The sequence below is a fragment of the Pseudoalteromonas sp. Z1A6 genome, from assembly GCF_011378745.1.
In the GTDB taxonomy this organism is placed as follows: Bacteria; Pseudomonadota; Gammaproteobacteria; order Enterobacterales; family Alteromonadaceae; genus Pseudoalteromonas; species Pseudoalteromonas arctica.
This window is the reverse complement of sequence record NZ_WTKW01000071.1, coordinates 1-14,619: the sequence shown is the minus strand read 5'-3', so window position 1 is coordinate 14,619 and position 14,619 is coordinate 1. Positions and strand designations below refer to the sequence as shown.

The following is a 14,619-nucleotide window of genomic DNA, read 5'->3' as shown; positions in this document are numbered from 1 at the left end:
CGCTTGTTAAAAGCAGCCCTTTTTTATTAATTTTTGAACAGTTACAATTTTTTTCTAGCTTTTTTAACTCAAATTGCTATCTTAATTCGGTTAATAGCCAGTGTTTATATGCCATGTCAGTATTTATAAAGTCTTTTTATCATAAATTTTTCCCAGCTCGACAGCTACTTATTCGTCAAAATGGCGAAGTTAAGCATGTTGTTTTAGCCTCTTGGTTTCAACTTCTTGTAGCATTGCTTATTTTAGTCACTTTCACTTGGCTGAGTATTTCTAGCTTTCGTGTTTACACACAAACAAATAAAATTTCTGACATAGAACAAAGTCAAATAAACGAGCAAACACTTTGGCAACAAAAAGTCAGTGAACAGCAAGCTCTTCAAGCAACACAGTTAGAACAACTTGCAGTGCTTGAACAAAAGCAGGCACTACTGCAAAGCATGATAGAATCCCTTCCCGCTTCAATTAGCAAAGATGTCATTAAGCTTGATACAGAACTTGACGTACCAATCAATGAAAACAGCAATGAATTTCACGAACCATTAGTCGATGAAAACCTAAAAGATATACAGGCTCAGTTAATAACTCCAATCACATTCGCAGCAAGAATTGCTAATTTGGATAAACATTATGAGCAAAGCTTTAACTTTTTAGATAACCAAATTAGCGAACGTCACCAAGCTATTTTAGCTATGGTCAAAGGCGCAGGAATTGAGTCTGCGCTTGAGCAACACCTAATATTAAGCGCCCAAACAACCGCACAAGGTGGCCCACTTGATACATTTAACGAAACAAAAATTCCAAGCCACTTTTTAGCCATCGTTGATAAGTTATTAATATTAAATAATTTAGAAAACTTTTTAACTGAGCTACCAAACACCCTGCCTTTAGCTAAAGCTAAATACTATATTTCGAGTAATTTTGGCCTTAGAAAAGATCCTATGAATAGTAATCATGCTTTTCATAAAGGGATTGATTTAGCAGGTTGGCATAAAACCGAGATATTTGCCCCAGCAGACGCTGTAGTGCTTCGTGCCGGTCGTAATGGTGGTTATGGTAACTTTATTGAGCTTGAACATAAAAATGGCTTAGTAACTCGATTTGGACACTTAAATAAAATTAAAGTAAAGAAAGGTCAATCAATCACTAAACATGATGTAATCGGCCTAATGGGCAGTACCGGCAGAAGTACAGGTACTCATTTACACTACGAAGTATTACTTAATGATAAACAAGTCAATCCTCTAAAAATAACAAAGGCGCTTTCTCGTGTTTGGTAGAAAAAAACAAAAAACAGTTAGCTCTAATTTAAAAAGAGTGAATCACACGCCGTCTATTATTTCTGAAGACGTACGCCTTACAGGCACTTTAGTTAGCCAAGGTGAAGTACAGCTTGATGGCCGTATTGATGGCGATATAAAAGTGGAGCATTTAGTTATTGGCTCAACGGGTGTTGTTGAAGGTATTGTTGAAGCTAAAAGCGTTATTGTTAAAGGCAAAGTTATTGGGTCAATTAATGCTAGTGAAGTAAAGGTACAAAGTGGCGCTCATGTTCATGGCGATGTGTTTCACGATACATTGAGTATTGATGCAGGTGCAGTAATTGAAGGCAGTTTAAAGCAACGCTTTGAAAAAGAAGAGCCTGAACTAATTTCGAAAGAGCTTAAACCCGCAAAAGAAGTTAAAGCATTGTTGAAGGAAGATGGCAGCGACTTATCGTTTGTAAATAAACAAGCCGCTGATAAAAACTAAGTAGAATCAGCTTAACGTAAGCTACCTTTTTTCAGTAATATACATTGTAATATCTGCAGTGAAAACAAGCTCATTGCGGGTATTATACAGTTTAACCGGTACTACTAAGTCTTCTTTATCAATCCACTTATGCGGTAAATCAATTTCAGCGACTGCTCTTACATCTGTATCTACTTTAGCCAAATACCTAACTGTCATGCCTTTTGGGATCCAACGATGCGTTTTAACTGGCACTGTTGCATCAACCATTACACCTGCACACAATTCAGCTAAGTTACACTGCGCAATAGCATGAATAGTTCCAATATGATTATGAACGCTGCGACGATTTTTAACCAACGCACTACAATGCCCTTCTCGAAGGTCGAGCACGTAAGGTTTCATTGAACCAAAATATGGCGCTTTAAAGCAAACAGCTTTAGTAAAAAGCCAATTCCCAAAAGGTAGGCGCTTAAATTTATGCCATGTTTGTACAAGTGCAGATTTATTACTCATTATTATTTTCCATCAACAGTTACTTTTTTCAAATTAACACATCAGACCAGTTTTAAAAAGTGCATTTACACTGCCTTTTTAGCTTAATCCAATCAAAAAATAAAAATGACAACCTATGCAGGGGTCATAAGCCCTTTCTTTTTTACGAGTGCCCACCTAAAATACTCGGCAAAAGGAGACTCAATGCAAACACAGCCCGCTAAACCTAATATGACTTTGTTACTTATCCTAGCGTTACTCGTTATATTTTGCCCTATGGCAATCGATATTTACTTACCCGCTTTTCCTACTATTGCAGAACAATTTGCAGTTACAGAACAACAAGTTCAGCAAACCGTTGCTATTTTTATGCTAACAGTAGGTTTAGGCCAATTAATTGCGGGGCCTTTGGCCGATAGGTTTGGCCGAAAGCCAGTGGCTATAGTGGGTATAAGTTTATATGCAGGCTCAGCATTACTTGCCTATTACTCGCCTTCTTTTGAAGTATTGATGATTGCACGTGCCCTTCAAGGTTTTGGAGCCTGTGCCACATTTGTTGTCGCATTTGCGATAGTACGTGACAAATATGGCAGTGAACGAAGTGGACAAATGATCACTTACCTTAACGGAATTGTGTGCTTTATTCCGGCAATGGCACCTATTTTAGGAGCTTGGCTTACCGTACAATTTGGCTGGCGTATGAACTTTATGTTTTTAACCGCGTTTGCCATTGTAGGGCTTGTTGTTACGCTATTCTTTTTTAGAGAAACTCGTCCTGCTGATAGCCATTATCAGGGGCATATTTTAGATTTACGTCGCTTTACACCTATTATAAAAACACCGGTATTTTTGTTTAATAGCCTAATTTGCATGGTCTCAATGTCGGCAATATTAGTTTATGTGACGCTAGCTCCAGGCTGGCTTATTACGCATTTAGGCGGCACTGTAGCCGACTTTACTTTTTGGTTTACGTTAAATGCCGTAATAAGTATTGTCGCTAGTTTTATTTTACCAACGTACATTAAACGAAATAGCCAACGTGCTTTGCGTGTCGGTGTGAGTGTACTGGTTTTTTCAGGCGTTTTAATGCTAGCCCTTAGCAGTATAGAAACGGCATTTGCGCTTATGTTACCTATCTTAATTGCAGCATTAGGCTTTGCTCTAAGTTTAGGCTCAGCTGCAGGTATGGCTCTGTCGAGCTTTCCTAAACAAGCAGGCACAGCCTCGGCATTACTTGGTGCTATGCAAATGAGTGGCGCGAGTATACTCGTTGTTTTAACCCAATATTTAGGGTTAAGTACACCGTGGTTAATTGCTTTTCACTTATTATTGCTAGTTCCGCTTTGGCTTATTTTAATGAGCAAAAAAGCTCATACTTTACACCCAACTAAAAGCGCTCAATGATCAATCCTGATTTTTTAGTCTCGTTTTTATTAGCCAGCTTTTTAATGGCTGTAGCACCTGGGCCATCAAATGCATTTTTGATGGCACAAACATTTGCTAATGGTCGAAGCGCCGGTATGCAAAGTGCTTTTGGTTTTGCATTAGGTGGGGTTATTCATACTCTATTTGCTGTTGTAGGCCTAAGCGCAGTCCTAAAAGCTTCCCCAAGTGCCTATGCCGCAGTGCAATATGCAGGCGCAGCATACTTATGTTATTTGGGGTTTATGATGATTAAAGGCACGCTAAAGCAGCCAGAGCCTATATCTGAAGGCAAGCAAACCGATAAACCGCATATAAGTACCAGTAAAAAAAGTAATGTCATGTTTCAAGCCATGATGACTGAAGTGCTAAACCCTAAAGTGGCGCTGTTTTTTATTGCATTTATTCCGCAATTTGTAGATCCAACGCTTTCATCTGCTACTTTTCAACTCGCTTTTTTTGGCTTGCTTTACCCTATTTTTGCTTTTCCGATTGACTGCACGTATATTTATTTTGGCGACAAAATTGCACAGTTTTTTAGACGTAACCCAAATAGCCAACTTTGGATTGATAGGATCACCGGCATTGTATTTATAGCCCTTGCTATCAATCTATTATTTTAACTAACCTGCACTTTGGTTAAGAGATTTATTACCCAGAGTTTAAGCTAACTAATAAAAAAGAATCAGCATGGAACAAAAAACACAATCTCTTCCCGCACAAAAAAATATTGCTTTAGTTGCCCACGACGGTAAAAAAGCAGCATTAAAATTATGGTGTGAAAAGCACAAAGAAATACTAAGTAAGCACACTTTATATGGCACAGGTACTACCGGGCATTTAATTCAAAAAACCACGGGACTTGATGTAGTTCAGCTTTTAAGTGGTCCTATGGGCGGCGATCAACAACTTGGCGCTAAAATAGCTGAACATGAGATACATGTTTTGATATTTTTTTGGGACCCATTAGCATCACAGCCTCATGACCCTGATGTTAAAGCACTGCTGCGTTTAGCCGCTGTTTGGAATATTCCGGTGGCGTGTAATGAGGTAAGTGCAGATATGTTATTAAGCTCACCGCTTATGGATGTAGAGCTTGAACGTACATTGCCAGATTACGAAAAATACCTCGCAACCCGACAAATAGATCTTTAAACCTCAATTGTAATCTAGGTTATTTATAAAGCATGCTGGCCCATTTAGTCAGGCCAGCAGTTACACTACCAAAGTGGTCCCCGTTAACCATTTTTATATTACCTAAGTGCTCACTTAAAGCCGCTTTAATCAATGGTGACTGTGCACTACCGCCTGTTAAGTAAATAATGTCTGGCGTGGTCGCAGCGTCGCTGATTGCTTGTTTTGCTAAAGTAACTATTTGGCTAATACTACTCTCAACGGCAACAGCTAAATCGCTTACCGATACATTTTTATTCAGCCCACTATCTAAAAAGCTTAAATCACAATCAAACGCACTAGCTGATGAAAGTGCTATTTTAGCCGCTTCACCTTGTTGTACTAACTGATGACCTTGCTTGTTTTGCTGTAAATGTATTAAACGCTTATAAAGATCAGGTGCACTTACATCACGTAATTGTGCATTTAGCTCTCGGGTATGGCTTTCACTATAAAACTGGCTTTGTAAGTTTACATCGTTAATTTTACACGCTTGCCAAAACGCTTGATTAGGCAAAGGTAGACCTGATTTAAACGTACTGCCTAAACCCAATAACGGCATTAAACCATGAAAGCTCAAAGCAATATCTAAATCGTTTCCGCCAACACGTTTACCACTGTGAGATAAAAAATCGCCATCGCGCTGGCTATTTCCTCTAAAACTCGGGCCCATTTGTACAAACGAGCAGTCACTCGTACCACCACCAATATCAATAACGAGTACTTTTTGATCCTGAGTTAAATCACTCTCGTAATCGATACCCGCAGCAAGTGGCTCATATAAAAACTCTACGTCTTTAAAACCAGCGCGTTTAGCAGCGCGTTCTAAAATACCGACCGCTTGTTGATTTGATTGCTCACCACCCACAGCTTGAAAGTTTACTGGGCGACCAATCACTGTTTGTGTAAGTGTTTTTCCTAGAGAGAGCTCAGCGCGTTGCTTAATTTTTAAGATCATCGCGGTTGCAATATCTTCAAAAAAGTTAATTTGACCTTGCTTTAAACCTGTTGCGCCAAAAAATGATTTAGGGGACTTAACAAAGTAGCCTTCTTCAGGAAACTGCACGTACTCGCTAATCGCTTCACGACCAATAAATAGGGTTTCATCTGAAGGTTGTAAATCAAGGTCTGACTTAATACGAGGTAAGGTATTTAATAATGCTTGGCGCTGCGTTAAAAAGTCATGCTCATGGGCTGTGCCATGTAAGTGCTTAGCAACAAAGTCAACAACCAAGGCACTGTGATGAGTGTAAAGTGTAGACGGTAAGTAATGTTTTCCTTGCTCTAGCGGTACTAATTGAACATTACCCTCGCTCATTACACCCATAGCACAATTAGAACTACCGTAATCAAAACCTACAAACATACTTCACCATACATTACCAAAAAGGCCGCGCAATTTAGCACACTTTGTAAAAATTATAAATGTTATAAACTATCTCTTACTCGTAAAAAACTAGCAAAACGCGGTAAACCGTTTTTTGTTAATCCATGAAATCGGTACGTTACAGTGCTACCTATCTCAGGCGCCGTGGAGCGCTCTGCATCACTAAACCCAGTACCAATAGAAAACACCTGCCCTTGTGCTGTTTTTACCCTTAATGCCCCTAACATACCTTGGTATTTTCCTTTACCTGGTAAATGCGCAATCACAACCGCTTCTGCATCTAAGTAAGGTTTTAATTTTAGTAATGCATTGCTTCGACCATTGCTGTGCTTAGCACTGGCCAAATGAAGCATTACGCCCTCGCCGCCCTGCTTAGTTATGTTTTCAAAATACTCTGTGAGCTGCTCATTATTAGTAAAGCTATATTGAACTACAACGCTAATGTGCGGCGAGTTTAGGCTAGTAATAAGCTCATTATAGTTTTTATAACGAGTGCTAAAAGGCAGATTTTCATCTGGCATATCAAATACTTTATAAGTAATAGTTTGCCAATCATGATTATTAGGTTTTTTAGTTCTTACTATGCCACTAAGCTTAGAAAAGTGCTCACGCTTGGTCCATAGCTCACCATCAAGCCATACATTTGGCAATGGCGCTGTAAACCAACTCGGCGCATTAATAATATTGCCCTTGCGAGTAACAAACTGCGTGCCGGTCCATATAGCTCTTACGCCATCATATTTTTCACTGACTAAATACTTACTTACATCGTAATGTTTAGTTTCGTTATATACTTTAGCCAGTAAAACAGAGGGTTGTGCTGCACTTATACATTGCGTAAAAAGTACAACAACAATTAAAAACAGGTATTTAATAGTAAACATTGGCGCATCCAAGCAAGTAAAAGTTGGCTTAAACTATAGTTGAGATTGCACCCATTGCCAAAACTCATCTAAGTTACTCATTTTATAGGTAGCTTGGCTAAAGTCGTGATCTTTAGTATGGCTATTGGCAATGGCTACAACACGTAACAAAGCGTTGTTGGCCGCCGTAACACCGGTAAATGTATCCTCGACAGCAATTGCATTGCCTGCCTGTATATTTATCTGCTTAAGTGCCAGTAAATATGGGTCTCCAGCAGGTTTAGGATTAGTTACATCGTCTTTTGTTACCACCGTGTCAAACAGCTCATAAAATCCTAAACCTTTAAGTATTGGCATAGCTTCACTTTTAGCACTGCCCGTTACTAGCGCCATTTTTAAGTCACTCGCTTTTACAGCTTTCAACGTTTGCTCAGTAAACGGCATCAGTGGTGGTAAATGTGTTATTACATATTCGCCAAATAAACGGTATTTTTCATCCGCTAAAAACTGTGCGCTTACTGATAAGTTATGCTCTTGCTTAATTTCGATTGCAGCTTCTAAAGTGGGTCGTCCTGAAAAGCGCTGACAAAAATCACTTTCTAAATAACTAACACCATAAGGCTTAAGTAGTTTACTCCAACATACAAAGTGCATGCTTTCTGAATCAACTAATGTGCCATCCATATCAAATAATACTGCTTCTAATGTCATCCTCATTCCTTATTTAACCTAAGCCAAATTTTGACAATAAAAAAGGCGCCTTAAGCACCTTTTATTAAATTGTTGTTATTGCGTTAAGCCAGCTGGTGGCTCACCCGTTGCTTCTTCACCTGTTTCAACATCAACAAGCTCATAACCACGTGTTTTACGCATAACTTTAAGTACTGGTTTTTCAAATGCTGTTTTTAAACGATCTGAGTCATCTTTCAACTCATCAAGTGTTGTACCAAAAGGGGCTGCGCCTGTTTCTGACCAGTTAGTCACTTTACCGTTCAGGTTATATTCTACTTCGTGTATTTGATATTGTGCTGCTTCGTCTTTCGTTGCTTCACAAAAAATTACACGGTAATTCCAAAATCCAGCCATTTTCTTATCTCTTTAAATTAATTAACGCTACTTTACCAGCTTTATAAAAACATAAAAGCCTGCACAAGGCAGGCTTTCAAAATTAATACAATTTAGGTTAACGTTTAGAAAAAGTTAACTTTAAATTCAGCACCAACATAGCGTTCTTCATTAACAATACCCGTATTGTTATTAAAGTCTACTGCACCAATAACTTGTTGCTCATCAAATAAGTTACGAACAAATGCGGCTACTTCGTATTCGTAATCGCCTTCAGACCATGTGTAACCTGTACGCAAACCTGTTTCAATAAGCTCTTTACCTTCAAACTCTACTGATTCGTAAAGGAACATATTGATTTTACTACGGTAAGAAATATCACCGCTAGCAAAGAAGTTACCATCGGCAAGTTCTTTAGTGTAGCGAAGCGTAAAGTTAGAGATCCACTCAGGTGCATGCGGTAAGCTATTGCCGTCAAGCACAGCAAGTCCTGAACCATTAATTGGGTCAGTTACAGTACACTGTGCACAAACAGCCACAGCTAAGTTTTTATCTTTAATTTCAGTTTTGTTATAACTTAAATTAAATGTCGCATTAAACTCATCGCTTAATACCCACTGCGTATCTAACTCAAAACCATAGCCAGTCGTTTTATCAGCATTAACTAAACGGTTAAAGTTAGCACCACCACCTACAGCAGTAAGTTGCTGGTCATCCATTGTGTAGTAAAATACCGTAGCGTTAACACGGCCTTGGCCGTCTAGCACGTCTGATTTAATACCTGTTTCGTACGATGTTACCGTTTCTGACTCAGCTGTAGTTACCTCATCACCAAACAAAATACGGCCTTGTAAACTCGGAGCGCGGAAGCTATTTGCTACACGACCATACCAGTTAACATCATCGTTTACTTTATAATTTGCAGATAAGTCCCAGCTAACATGGTCGTCACTAACATCACGCTCTACTAGTAATGCACCACCGCCAATTGGGCTAAGTGTACGGTCTGCTACAAAATCTTTATCATCGTCAGAATAGCGAAGGCCGGCTGTTACTTTTAAATCATCTGAAAAAGTATAATCTACAGAACCAAATACAGCCCAAGCAGTTGTATCTTGTTGTTGACGTACAAAACCATTTAAAACACCAGCATCGGGGGTTGAGAATGTATCGTAGCTGTAGTTTTCAATAGTTAGCTCTTCATCGAAGTAAAAAACACCTACTTGATAATTTAAATCGCCATCAAAGTTACTAGATAAGCGTAGTTCTTGCGTCAACTGGTCGTGATCTGGAATGCCATCAGCACTTTCTGAAGAGAAAGGGATAAAACCAGGCCCCATATCATCTGTGTATGAAGCGCCGTAACCACCATCGATGTCAGCACGCGAATATATTTCAGCACTTTCCCATGCAGAAATTGAAGTGATTGTGTGGTTTTTAAGTTCCCACTCAAGCTTTAAGCTTGCACCTTCAGATTCTACTTGTTGAGTAGAGCGAGATGCCGCATCTTGATAAACAACATCACTTTCGTAGTTGTCTACTAGCTCATTAGTACCTGCTTTAATTACGTTTGCACGAAAAGCAATTGGCGAGCCATCTAAGTCACGTGTGTGATAGTTTAATAAAGCAGTAAAATCATCGCCTTCATATAAAAACTGAACGCGTGCCGCTTTTTCAGTGTAACCACCTTGCTCGTCTTTAGCTTCAAAGCCTGGAGCTTGGTTATCAATGTAATCGTCTTTGTCTTGCCATAATAATGAAACACGAGCAGATAAACGGTCAGTTAAAGCACCACCTACAGCACCACTTGTGTCTACAGCGCCACGGCTACCGTATGAAACAGAGCCATAACCATCAAATTCTTGGCTTGGTTTAACAGAGTCAAACTTAACAAGTCCAGCTGGCGTATTACGCCCAAATAAAGTTCCCTGTGGTCCACGTAATACTTCTACGCGTTCAACATCAAATACTGGGAAGCCTTTTAAAATTGCATTTTCTTGAACTACTTCATCAACAACAAGCGATACTGGTTGTGATGCATTCAAATCGAAATCGGTATTACCTAAACCACGAACGTAAAAGCGTGGGAATGAACGACCAAATGAAGATTCAATAGATAAACTTGGAATTTTCGCATTTAAAAAACGAATGTCCATACCAGCTGAGCTATACGCATCAAGGTTATCACCTTGAAGTGCAGAGACAGCTACAGGTACTTCTTGAGCGTTTTCTACACGTTTACGAGCTGTTACTTGAATAACTTCTAGTTGATTACTTTTTTTAGCTGTTTTTTCTTCAGCAGCTAAAGAAGAAAATGAAGTACCTGCTACTGCAGAGAACAACGTTGCATTGATTAGGGTAGCTAACGTAGATCTTTTCATTGCTTTCATGTTGGGTTTAACCTTTTTTGTGCACTCTTGTTCAACGGTTTTTTGTGTTGCGCAATGTATTCATTGCGGGCTCGTTCAATTTTTCGCGACTTGCGTCATGCGCGCGGACCTTATTACCGAGAGTACAAAAACGATGTTATAAGGCTGAACGAACGATGAAGATTATACCATTGTGTGACAATTTTACTGCATAAATACAGACATAATCAGAAACTTTTTTGCAACATTTAACTACAAAATCACGTGTTTTTACCACTATTTAGATGCAAAACCCTAATAATGCGGACATATGTCCTTTATTGAATTTAATAAAATGGAGTAGGAAGAAGGGATTGTTTTACATGTTAACCTAAAATAGAAACACCTACTTTTTTATAAAAAGTCGCACGCGAGCGACTTCCAATAGTGACTGTATTTGGATTATGGGCGCTTAATTGCAATTTCACCGTCGATATGAATATCACGCTGCGGGAAAGCAATAACAACATCATGCTCTTCAAATACAGCGTAAATATTAAATCGAATATCACTGCGCACTTTTCTAAGCATGGTTTCTGACTCGGCGCACACCCAAAAAACAGCATTAAATACCAGTGAGCTATCTGCAAAGTCATCAAACAACACCGACGACTTTGGATTAGCCAAAATAGCCTCATGGTCATCAAGTACTTGCTGAATTAACTTTTTAACCAGCAGCACGTCTGATCCGTATGCAACGCCTACACTTACCGATGATCGTGCATTACCATCAATCAGTGTCCAATTTGTTACTGTATTCTCCAATAACTGACTATTTGGGATAAGCATATGAACGCCATCGTTACGGCGAATACGTGTAGAGCGTGTATTAATCGTCTCTACCACGCCTTTTGCATTGCCCACTTCTAAAAAGTCGCCAATACGTATTGGTCTCTCCCACATTAATATCCAGCCACTAATGAAGTTATTAATTATATTTTGCGCACCAAAGCCTACGCCAATAGCTATCGCACCTGATACAAAAGCAAATGCAGTCAGCGGTATGCTTAATACCTCTAAGGATGTAAAAATTAAAATTGCGATACTTAAAATAAAGTAGATACGTGTGAATAAATGCACGGCATCTTGGCTTAATTTTTTTGCCAATAACGTTTTTGTTATTAGCTTGCCAACGCGTGTAACAATAAACCAAATAGCAAAAAGTATTAAAGGCACTTGAATAATTTTTGCTACGGTAATGTGTACATCGCTGTAACTAAATACAACAAAGGCAAGAATTTGGTTTATGTGTTCTAAGGTCATTTATTTTCCAAAACAAGCAAAGGAGCGCTTTAAATTTAAATCACTGTAAAGTAAAAGCGGTTCAGTGTTGGGTAAGTTTAGCAGTCATAATATAACTAAAACGCCAAGTTAATAAGTTCAAAATGCTTTTTATGAACAATTTATTAACTCTTTATTGCACCGAGTGCTATATAAATAGTGTACAAGCATTGGAGATCACTATGTCACAACTAACTTTAAATCAAAGGCTGGCAACTTTGCAGCCACAGGTAGACTTACATTTATTTGAGAGCAGCCTAGATTATCGAAATAAAATTTTGTGCCTTCTTGCAGAGCAAGAGCAAACACTGGCATCTATTAACAAAGAGTTTGGCCAACAACAACCAAGCAGTTTTGGCTCTGAGAGAAAATTTGTACTTGGATATAACTAGGCAATTATGAATCTACGACCTATATAAGTAGCTCAGGTGTTTACTTTTAGAGCTACTTTTACCTCCCTTAAAGCTAAATATTAGCTAATTTGCGTTCAAATCCCGCTTAATACCGATAAACTTTATTGTATAAACCCCAAAATTTGATAAGTTAACTAGGTTTTTCGACTCGCAAAGCCTATTCCGGCTAATCTTTCTATGGAGTTATTATGCGTAAAACCCTGATCGCCACTACTATTGCTAGTGCTTTAATATTATCTGCCTGTTCATCTAACGATACACAAAACATGGCAAAAGAAGGCGCAGCACAAGTGCAAGACATGAACGCAAACAATGTTTTATTTAAGCCTAGCCCATTGCAATATATGGCACCAGAATTTGATAAGTTTGGTACAAAAGATTACGAAGCTGCATTTGATGCAGGTATCGCTCAGCACACAGCACAAGTACAAGCTATTGCTAACAACCCTGCTCCTGCTACATTTGAAAACACATTAGTTAAAATGGAGTTGTCAGGTGAGCTATTAAATCGCGTATCAGCTGCTTTTTATAACTTATCTGGTTTAATTTCAGATGCTGAATACCAGCGTATTGATGAAAAAATGGCGCCTGTATTATCTGCTCACTCAGATGATATTTACTTAAACGGTGAATTATTTAAGCGCGTACAAACAATTTACGACAATCAAGATAAATTAAACGCAGAAGATAAACGCCTAGTTGATTTTTACTACAAGCAGTTTGTAAAAGCAGGTGCTAAATTAAACGACGCTGAAAAAGCTAAAATGCGTGAAATTAACTCAGAGCTAGCTCAGCTGTCTACTGCGTTTTCACAAAACATTTTAAAATCGTTTAAAGAAGACGTTATTGTAGTTACAGATAAAAGTAAATTAGCGGGTCTTTCTGAAGGTGAAATTGCAGGCCTTGCAGCTTCGGCTAAAAAGGCGGGCAAAGACGGCTACATGATCACTTTGGTAAATACAACGCAACAACCAATTTTATCAAGCCTTGAAAACCGTGACCTACGTGAGCGTATTTTTAAAGCCTCTGCAAACCGTGCAGCAAAAACTAACGGCCCTATCATTATTAAAGAAACCAACCTACGCGCTCAAAAAGCAGAGCTTTTAGGCTACAAAGATTGGGCTTCTTATGTAATGACGTCGCGTATGGCACAAACAACTGAAAACGTTTACGGCATCCTTGATGACCTAGCACCAAAAGCAGTTGAAAAAGCTAAAATTGAAGCTGCAGCAATTCAAAAAGTGATTAACGATTCAGGCGAGAGCTTTGAGCTTAAACCGTGGGATTGGACTTTTTATGCTGAAAAAGTACGTGCAGAAAAGTACAACTTAGATCCAGCATTAGTTAAACCATACTTTGAAATGCAATCGGTTATTCACGACGGTCTATTCTTCGCGATGAACAAACTTTACGGTATTACGTTTAAAGAACGTAAAGACCTACCTGTTTATCATGAAGATGTAACAGCGTACGAAGTATTTAACGCTGATGGCAGTGCTATTGGTTTATTTTACTTAGACCCATACGCACGTGAAGGTAAACGTGGCGGTGCATGGATGAGTGCATACGTTAGCGAAAGCGGCTTAAAAGGTACTAAACCGGTTATTTACAACGCGTTAAATATTCCAAAGCCAGCTGCAGGCGAGCCTACATTATTAACATTTGACGAAGTGTCTACAATGTTCCATGAGTTTGGTCATGCTGCGCACGGCTTATTCTCAGATGTTAAATACCCAAGCCTAGCGGGTACTGCAACGGCGCGTGACTTTGTTGAATTTCCGTCACAAGCAAACGAAGACTGGATGATTGAACCAACAGTACTTGCTAACTACGCTAAGCACTACAAAACAGGTGAGCCAATTCCACAAGCTTTACTTGATAAAGTACTAGAATCGCAAAAATTCAACCAAGGTTACGGCACTACTGAATATTTAGCCGCTGCACTACTTGATATGGAATGGCATTCATTTGGCTCTGATAAAAAGATTACTGACGTTCAAAAATTTGAGCAAGACGCGTTAGAAAAACACGGCATTGCTTACTACCCTGTTCCACCGCGTTACAAATCAAACTTCTTTAGTCACACATTTGCAGGTGGTTATTCAGCGGGTTACTACGCATACCTTTGGACTGAAGTGTTTGCAGCAGATGCATTTGCGCATATGGAAAATAACGGCGGCTTAACACGTAAAAATGGTGATAAGTTCCGTAAAGAAATCCTATCAAAAGGTAACAGCCGCGACTTAATGCAAAGCTACATTGAGTTTAGAGGTCAAAAACCAACAACCGACGCATTACTTAAGCGCCGTGGTTTGGTTGAATAATTAATAACTTAGTTGAGTAATTAGTAACGTAGTTCATTAATTTTAGACTTTATAAAAGCC

At 38.9% G+C, this 14,619-nt stretch carries 14 protein-coding genes; 7 read left to right on the top strand and 7 right to left on the bottom strand.

Annotated features, from left to right (window positions below):
* The first annotated feature begins 113 nt into the window (after positions 1 to 113).
* Together GQR46_RS06715 and GQR46_RS06710 are read left to right on the top strand one after the other, a co-directional pair.
* Positions 114 to 1,277, top strand: coding sequence for a M23 family metallopeptidase (locus GQR46_RS06715; protein WP_165740503.1), 1,164 nt, complete (start codon positions 114 to 116; stop codon positions 1,275 to 1,277).
* On the top strand, positions 1,267 to 1,749 hold the full coding sequence (locus GQR46_RS06710; RefSeq protein WP_007581324.1) for a polymer-forming cytoskeletal protein: 483 nt from the start codon (positions 1,267 to 1,269) through the stop codon (positions 1,747 to 1,749). The genes GQR46_RS06715 and GQR46_RS06710 overlap by 11 nt, the downstream gene beginning before the upstream one ends.
* A gap of 21 nt (positions 1,750 to 1,770) precedes the next feature.
* On the opposite strand, the gene GQR46_RS06705 is transcribed toward GQR46_RS06710, so the two are convergent.
* On the bottom strand, positions 1,771 to 2,244 hold the full coding sequence (locus GQR46_RS06705; RefSeq protein WP_007581322.1) for a hotdog fold domain-containing protein: 474 nt from the start codon (positions 2,242 to 2,244) through the stop codon (positions 1,771 to 1,773).
* Positions 2,245 to 2,427: 183 nt separating this feature from the next.
* Here GQR46_RS06705 and GQR46_RS06700 point away from each other — a divergent pair, with 183 nt between their 5' ends.
* The 3 genes from GQR46_RS06700 (at position 2,428) to GQR46_RS06690 (ending at position 4,800) form a co-directional block, all read left to right on the top strand.
* On the top strand, positions 2,428 to 3,627 hold the full coding sequence (locus tag GQR46_RS06700) for a multidrug effflux MFS transporter (RefSeq protein ID WP_165729038.1): 1,200 nt from the start codon (positions 2,428 to 2,430) through the stop codon (positions 3,625 to 3,627).
* The gene (locus tag GQR46_RS06695) at positions 3,624 to 4,268 is read left to right on the top strand and encodes a LysE family translocator (RefSeq protein ID WP_165729037.1); all 645 of its coding nucleotides are present in this window, start codon (positions 3,624 to 3,626) and stop codon (positions 4,266 to 4,268) included. The genes GQR46_RS06700 and GQR46_RS06695 overlap by 4 nt, the downstream gene beginning before the upstream one ends.
* 67 nt (positions 4,269 to 4,335) lie before the next feature.
* A complete protein-coding gene (locus GQR46_RS06690; RefSeq protein WP_002958191.1) occupies positions 4,336 to 4,800 on the top strand; it encodes a methylglyoxal synthase in 465 nt (154 codons plus the stop codon).
* Positions 4,801 to 4,819: 19 nt separating this feature from the next.
* Here GQR46_RS06690 and yegD read toward each other — a convergent pair whose 3' ends face one another.
* The 6 genes from yegD to GQR46_RS06660 form a co-directional block, all read right to left on the bottom strand.
* On the bottom strand, positions 4,820 to 6,184 hold the full coding sequence (yegD, locus tag GQR46_RS06685; protein ID WP_165729036.1) for a molecular chaperone: 1,365 nt from the start codon (positions 6,182 to 6,184) through the stop codon (positions 4,820 to 4,822).
* Positions 6,185 to 6,246: 62 nt separating this feature from the next.
* Positions 6,247 to 7,089 (bottom strand): DNA ligase, encoded by an 843-nt coding sequence (locus GQR46_RS06680; protein ID WP_165740502.1) that lies wholly within the window; start codon positions 7,087 to 7,089, stop codon positions 6,247 to 6,249.
* 33 nt (positions 7,090 to 7,122) lie between these two features.
* Entirely contained in the window at positions 7,123 to 7,779 is a 657-nt protein-coding gene (locus tag GQR46_RS06675; RefSeq protein WP_165740500.1) for an HAD family phosphatase, read from the bottom strand.
* A 75-nt stretch (positions 7,780 to 7,854) separates the two neighbouring features.
* Positions 7,855 to 8,154: a hypothetical protein gene (locus GQR46_RS06670; RefSeq protein WP_101217785.1), complete on the bottom strand. Its 300-nt coding sequence runs from the start codon at positions 8,152 to 8,154 to the stop codon at positions 7,855 to 7,857.
* A 104-nt stretch (positions 8,155 to 8,258) separates the two neighbouring features.
* Positions 8,259 to 10,523, bottom strand: a complete 2,265-nt coding sequence (locus tag GQR46_RS06665) for a TonB-dependent receptor (protein ID WP_165740498.1) — start codon at positions 10,521 to 10,523, stop codon at positions 8,259 to 8,261.
* Between the two features lie 420 nt (positions 10,524 to 10,943).
* Complete coding sequence (locus GQR46_RS06660) at positions 10,944 to 11,804, bottom strand: mechanosensitive ion channel domain-containing protein (protein ID WP_165740496.1); 861 nt, start codon at positions 11,802 to 11,804, stop codon at positions 10,944 to 10,946.
* A gap of 200 nt (positions 11,805 to 12,004) precedes the next feature.
* On the opposite strand from GQR46_RS06660, the gene GQR46_RS06655 reads away from it, so the two are divergent.
* On the top strand, positions 12,005 to 12,214 hold the full coding sequence (locus GQR46_RS06655) for a hypothetical protein (RefSeq protein WP_165740494.1): 210 nt from the start codon (positions 12,005 to 12,007) through the stop codon (positions 12,212 to 12,214).
* A gap of 209 nt (positions 12,215 to 12,423) precedes the next feature.
* Entirely contained in the window at positions 12,424 to 14,559 is a 2,136-nt protein-coding gene (locus GQR46_RS06650; RefSeq protein ID WP_165740493.1) for a M3 family metallopeptidase, read from the top strand.
* Positions 14,560 to 14,619 lie beyond the last annotated feature (60 nt).

What these genes read in the sequence shown, in the direction of transcription:
- GQR46_RS06650 (WP_165740493.1), top strand. Translation starts at nt 12,424, where the DNA reads ATGCGTAAAACCCTGATCGCCACTACTATTGCTAGTGCTTTAATATTA.
- GQR46_RS06690 (WP_002958191.1), top strand. Translation starts at nt 4,336, where the DNA reads ATGGAACAAAAAACACAATCTCTTCCCGCACAAAAAAATATTGCTTTA.
- GQR46_RS06700 (WP_165729038.1), top strand. Translation starts at nt 2,428, where the DNA reads ATGCAAACACAGCCCGCTAAACCTAATATGACTTTGTTACTTATCCTA.
- GQR46_RS06655 (WP_165740494.1), top strand. Translation starts at nt 12,005, where the DNA reads ATGTCACAACTAACTTTAAATCAAAGGCTGGCAACTTTGCAGCCACAG.
- yegD (WP_165729036.1), bottom strand. Translation starts at nt 6,184, where the DNA reads ATGTTTGTAGGTTTTGATTACGGTAGTTCTAATTGTGCTATGGGTGTA.
- GQR46_RS06715 (WP_165740503.1), top strand. Translation starts at nt 114, where the DNA reads ATGTCAGTATTTATAAAGTCTTTTTATCATAAATTTTTCCCAGCTCGA.
- GQR46_RS06680 (WP_165740502.1), bottom strand. Translation starts at nt 7,089, where the DNA reads ATGTTTACTATTAAATACCTGTTTTTAATTGTTGTTGTACTTTTTACG.
- GQR46_RS06675 (WP_165740500.1), bottom strand. Translation starts at nt 7,779, where the DNA reads ATGACATTAGAAGCAGTATTATTTGATATGGATGGCACATTAGTTGAT.
- GQR46_RS06705 (WP_007581322.1), bottom strand. Translation starts at nt 2,244, where the DNA reads ATGAGTAATAAATCTGCACTTGTACAAACATGGCATAAATTTAAGCGC.
- GQR46_RS06665 (WP_165740498.1), bottom strand. Translation starts at nt 10,523, where the DNA reads ATGAAAGCAATGAAAAGATCTACGTTAGCTACCCTAATCAATGCAACG.
- GQR46_RS06695 (WP_165729037.1), top strand. Translation starts at nt 3,624, where the DNA reads ATGATCAATCCTGATTTTTTAGTCTCGTTTTTATTAGCCAGCTTTTTA.
- GQR46_RS06670 (WP_101217785.1), bottom strand. Translation starts at nt 8,154, where the DNA reads ATGGCTGGATTTTGGAATTACCGTGTAATTTTTTGTGAAGCAACGAAA.
- GQR46_RS06660 (WP_165740496.1), bottom strand. Translation starts at nt 11,804, where the DNA reads ATGACCTTAGAACACATAAACCAAATTCTTGCCTTTGTTGTATTTAGT.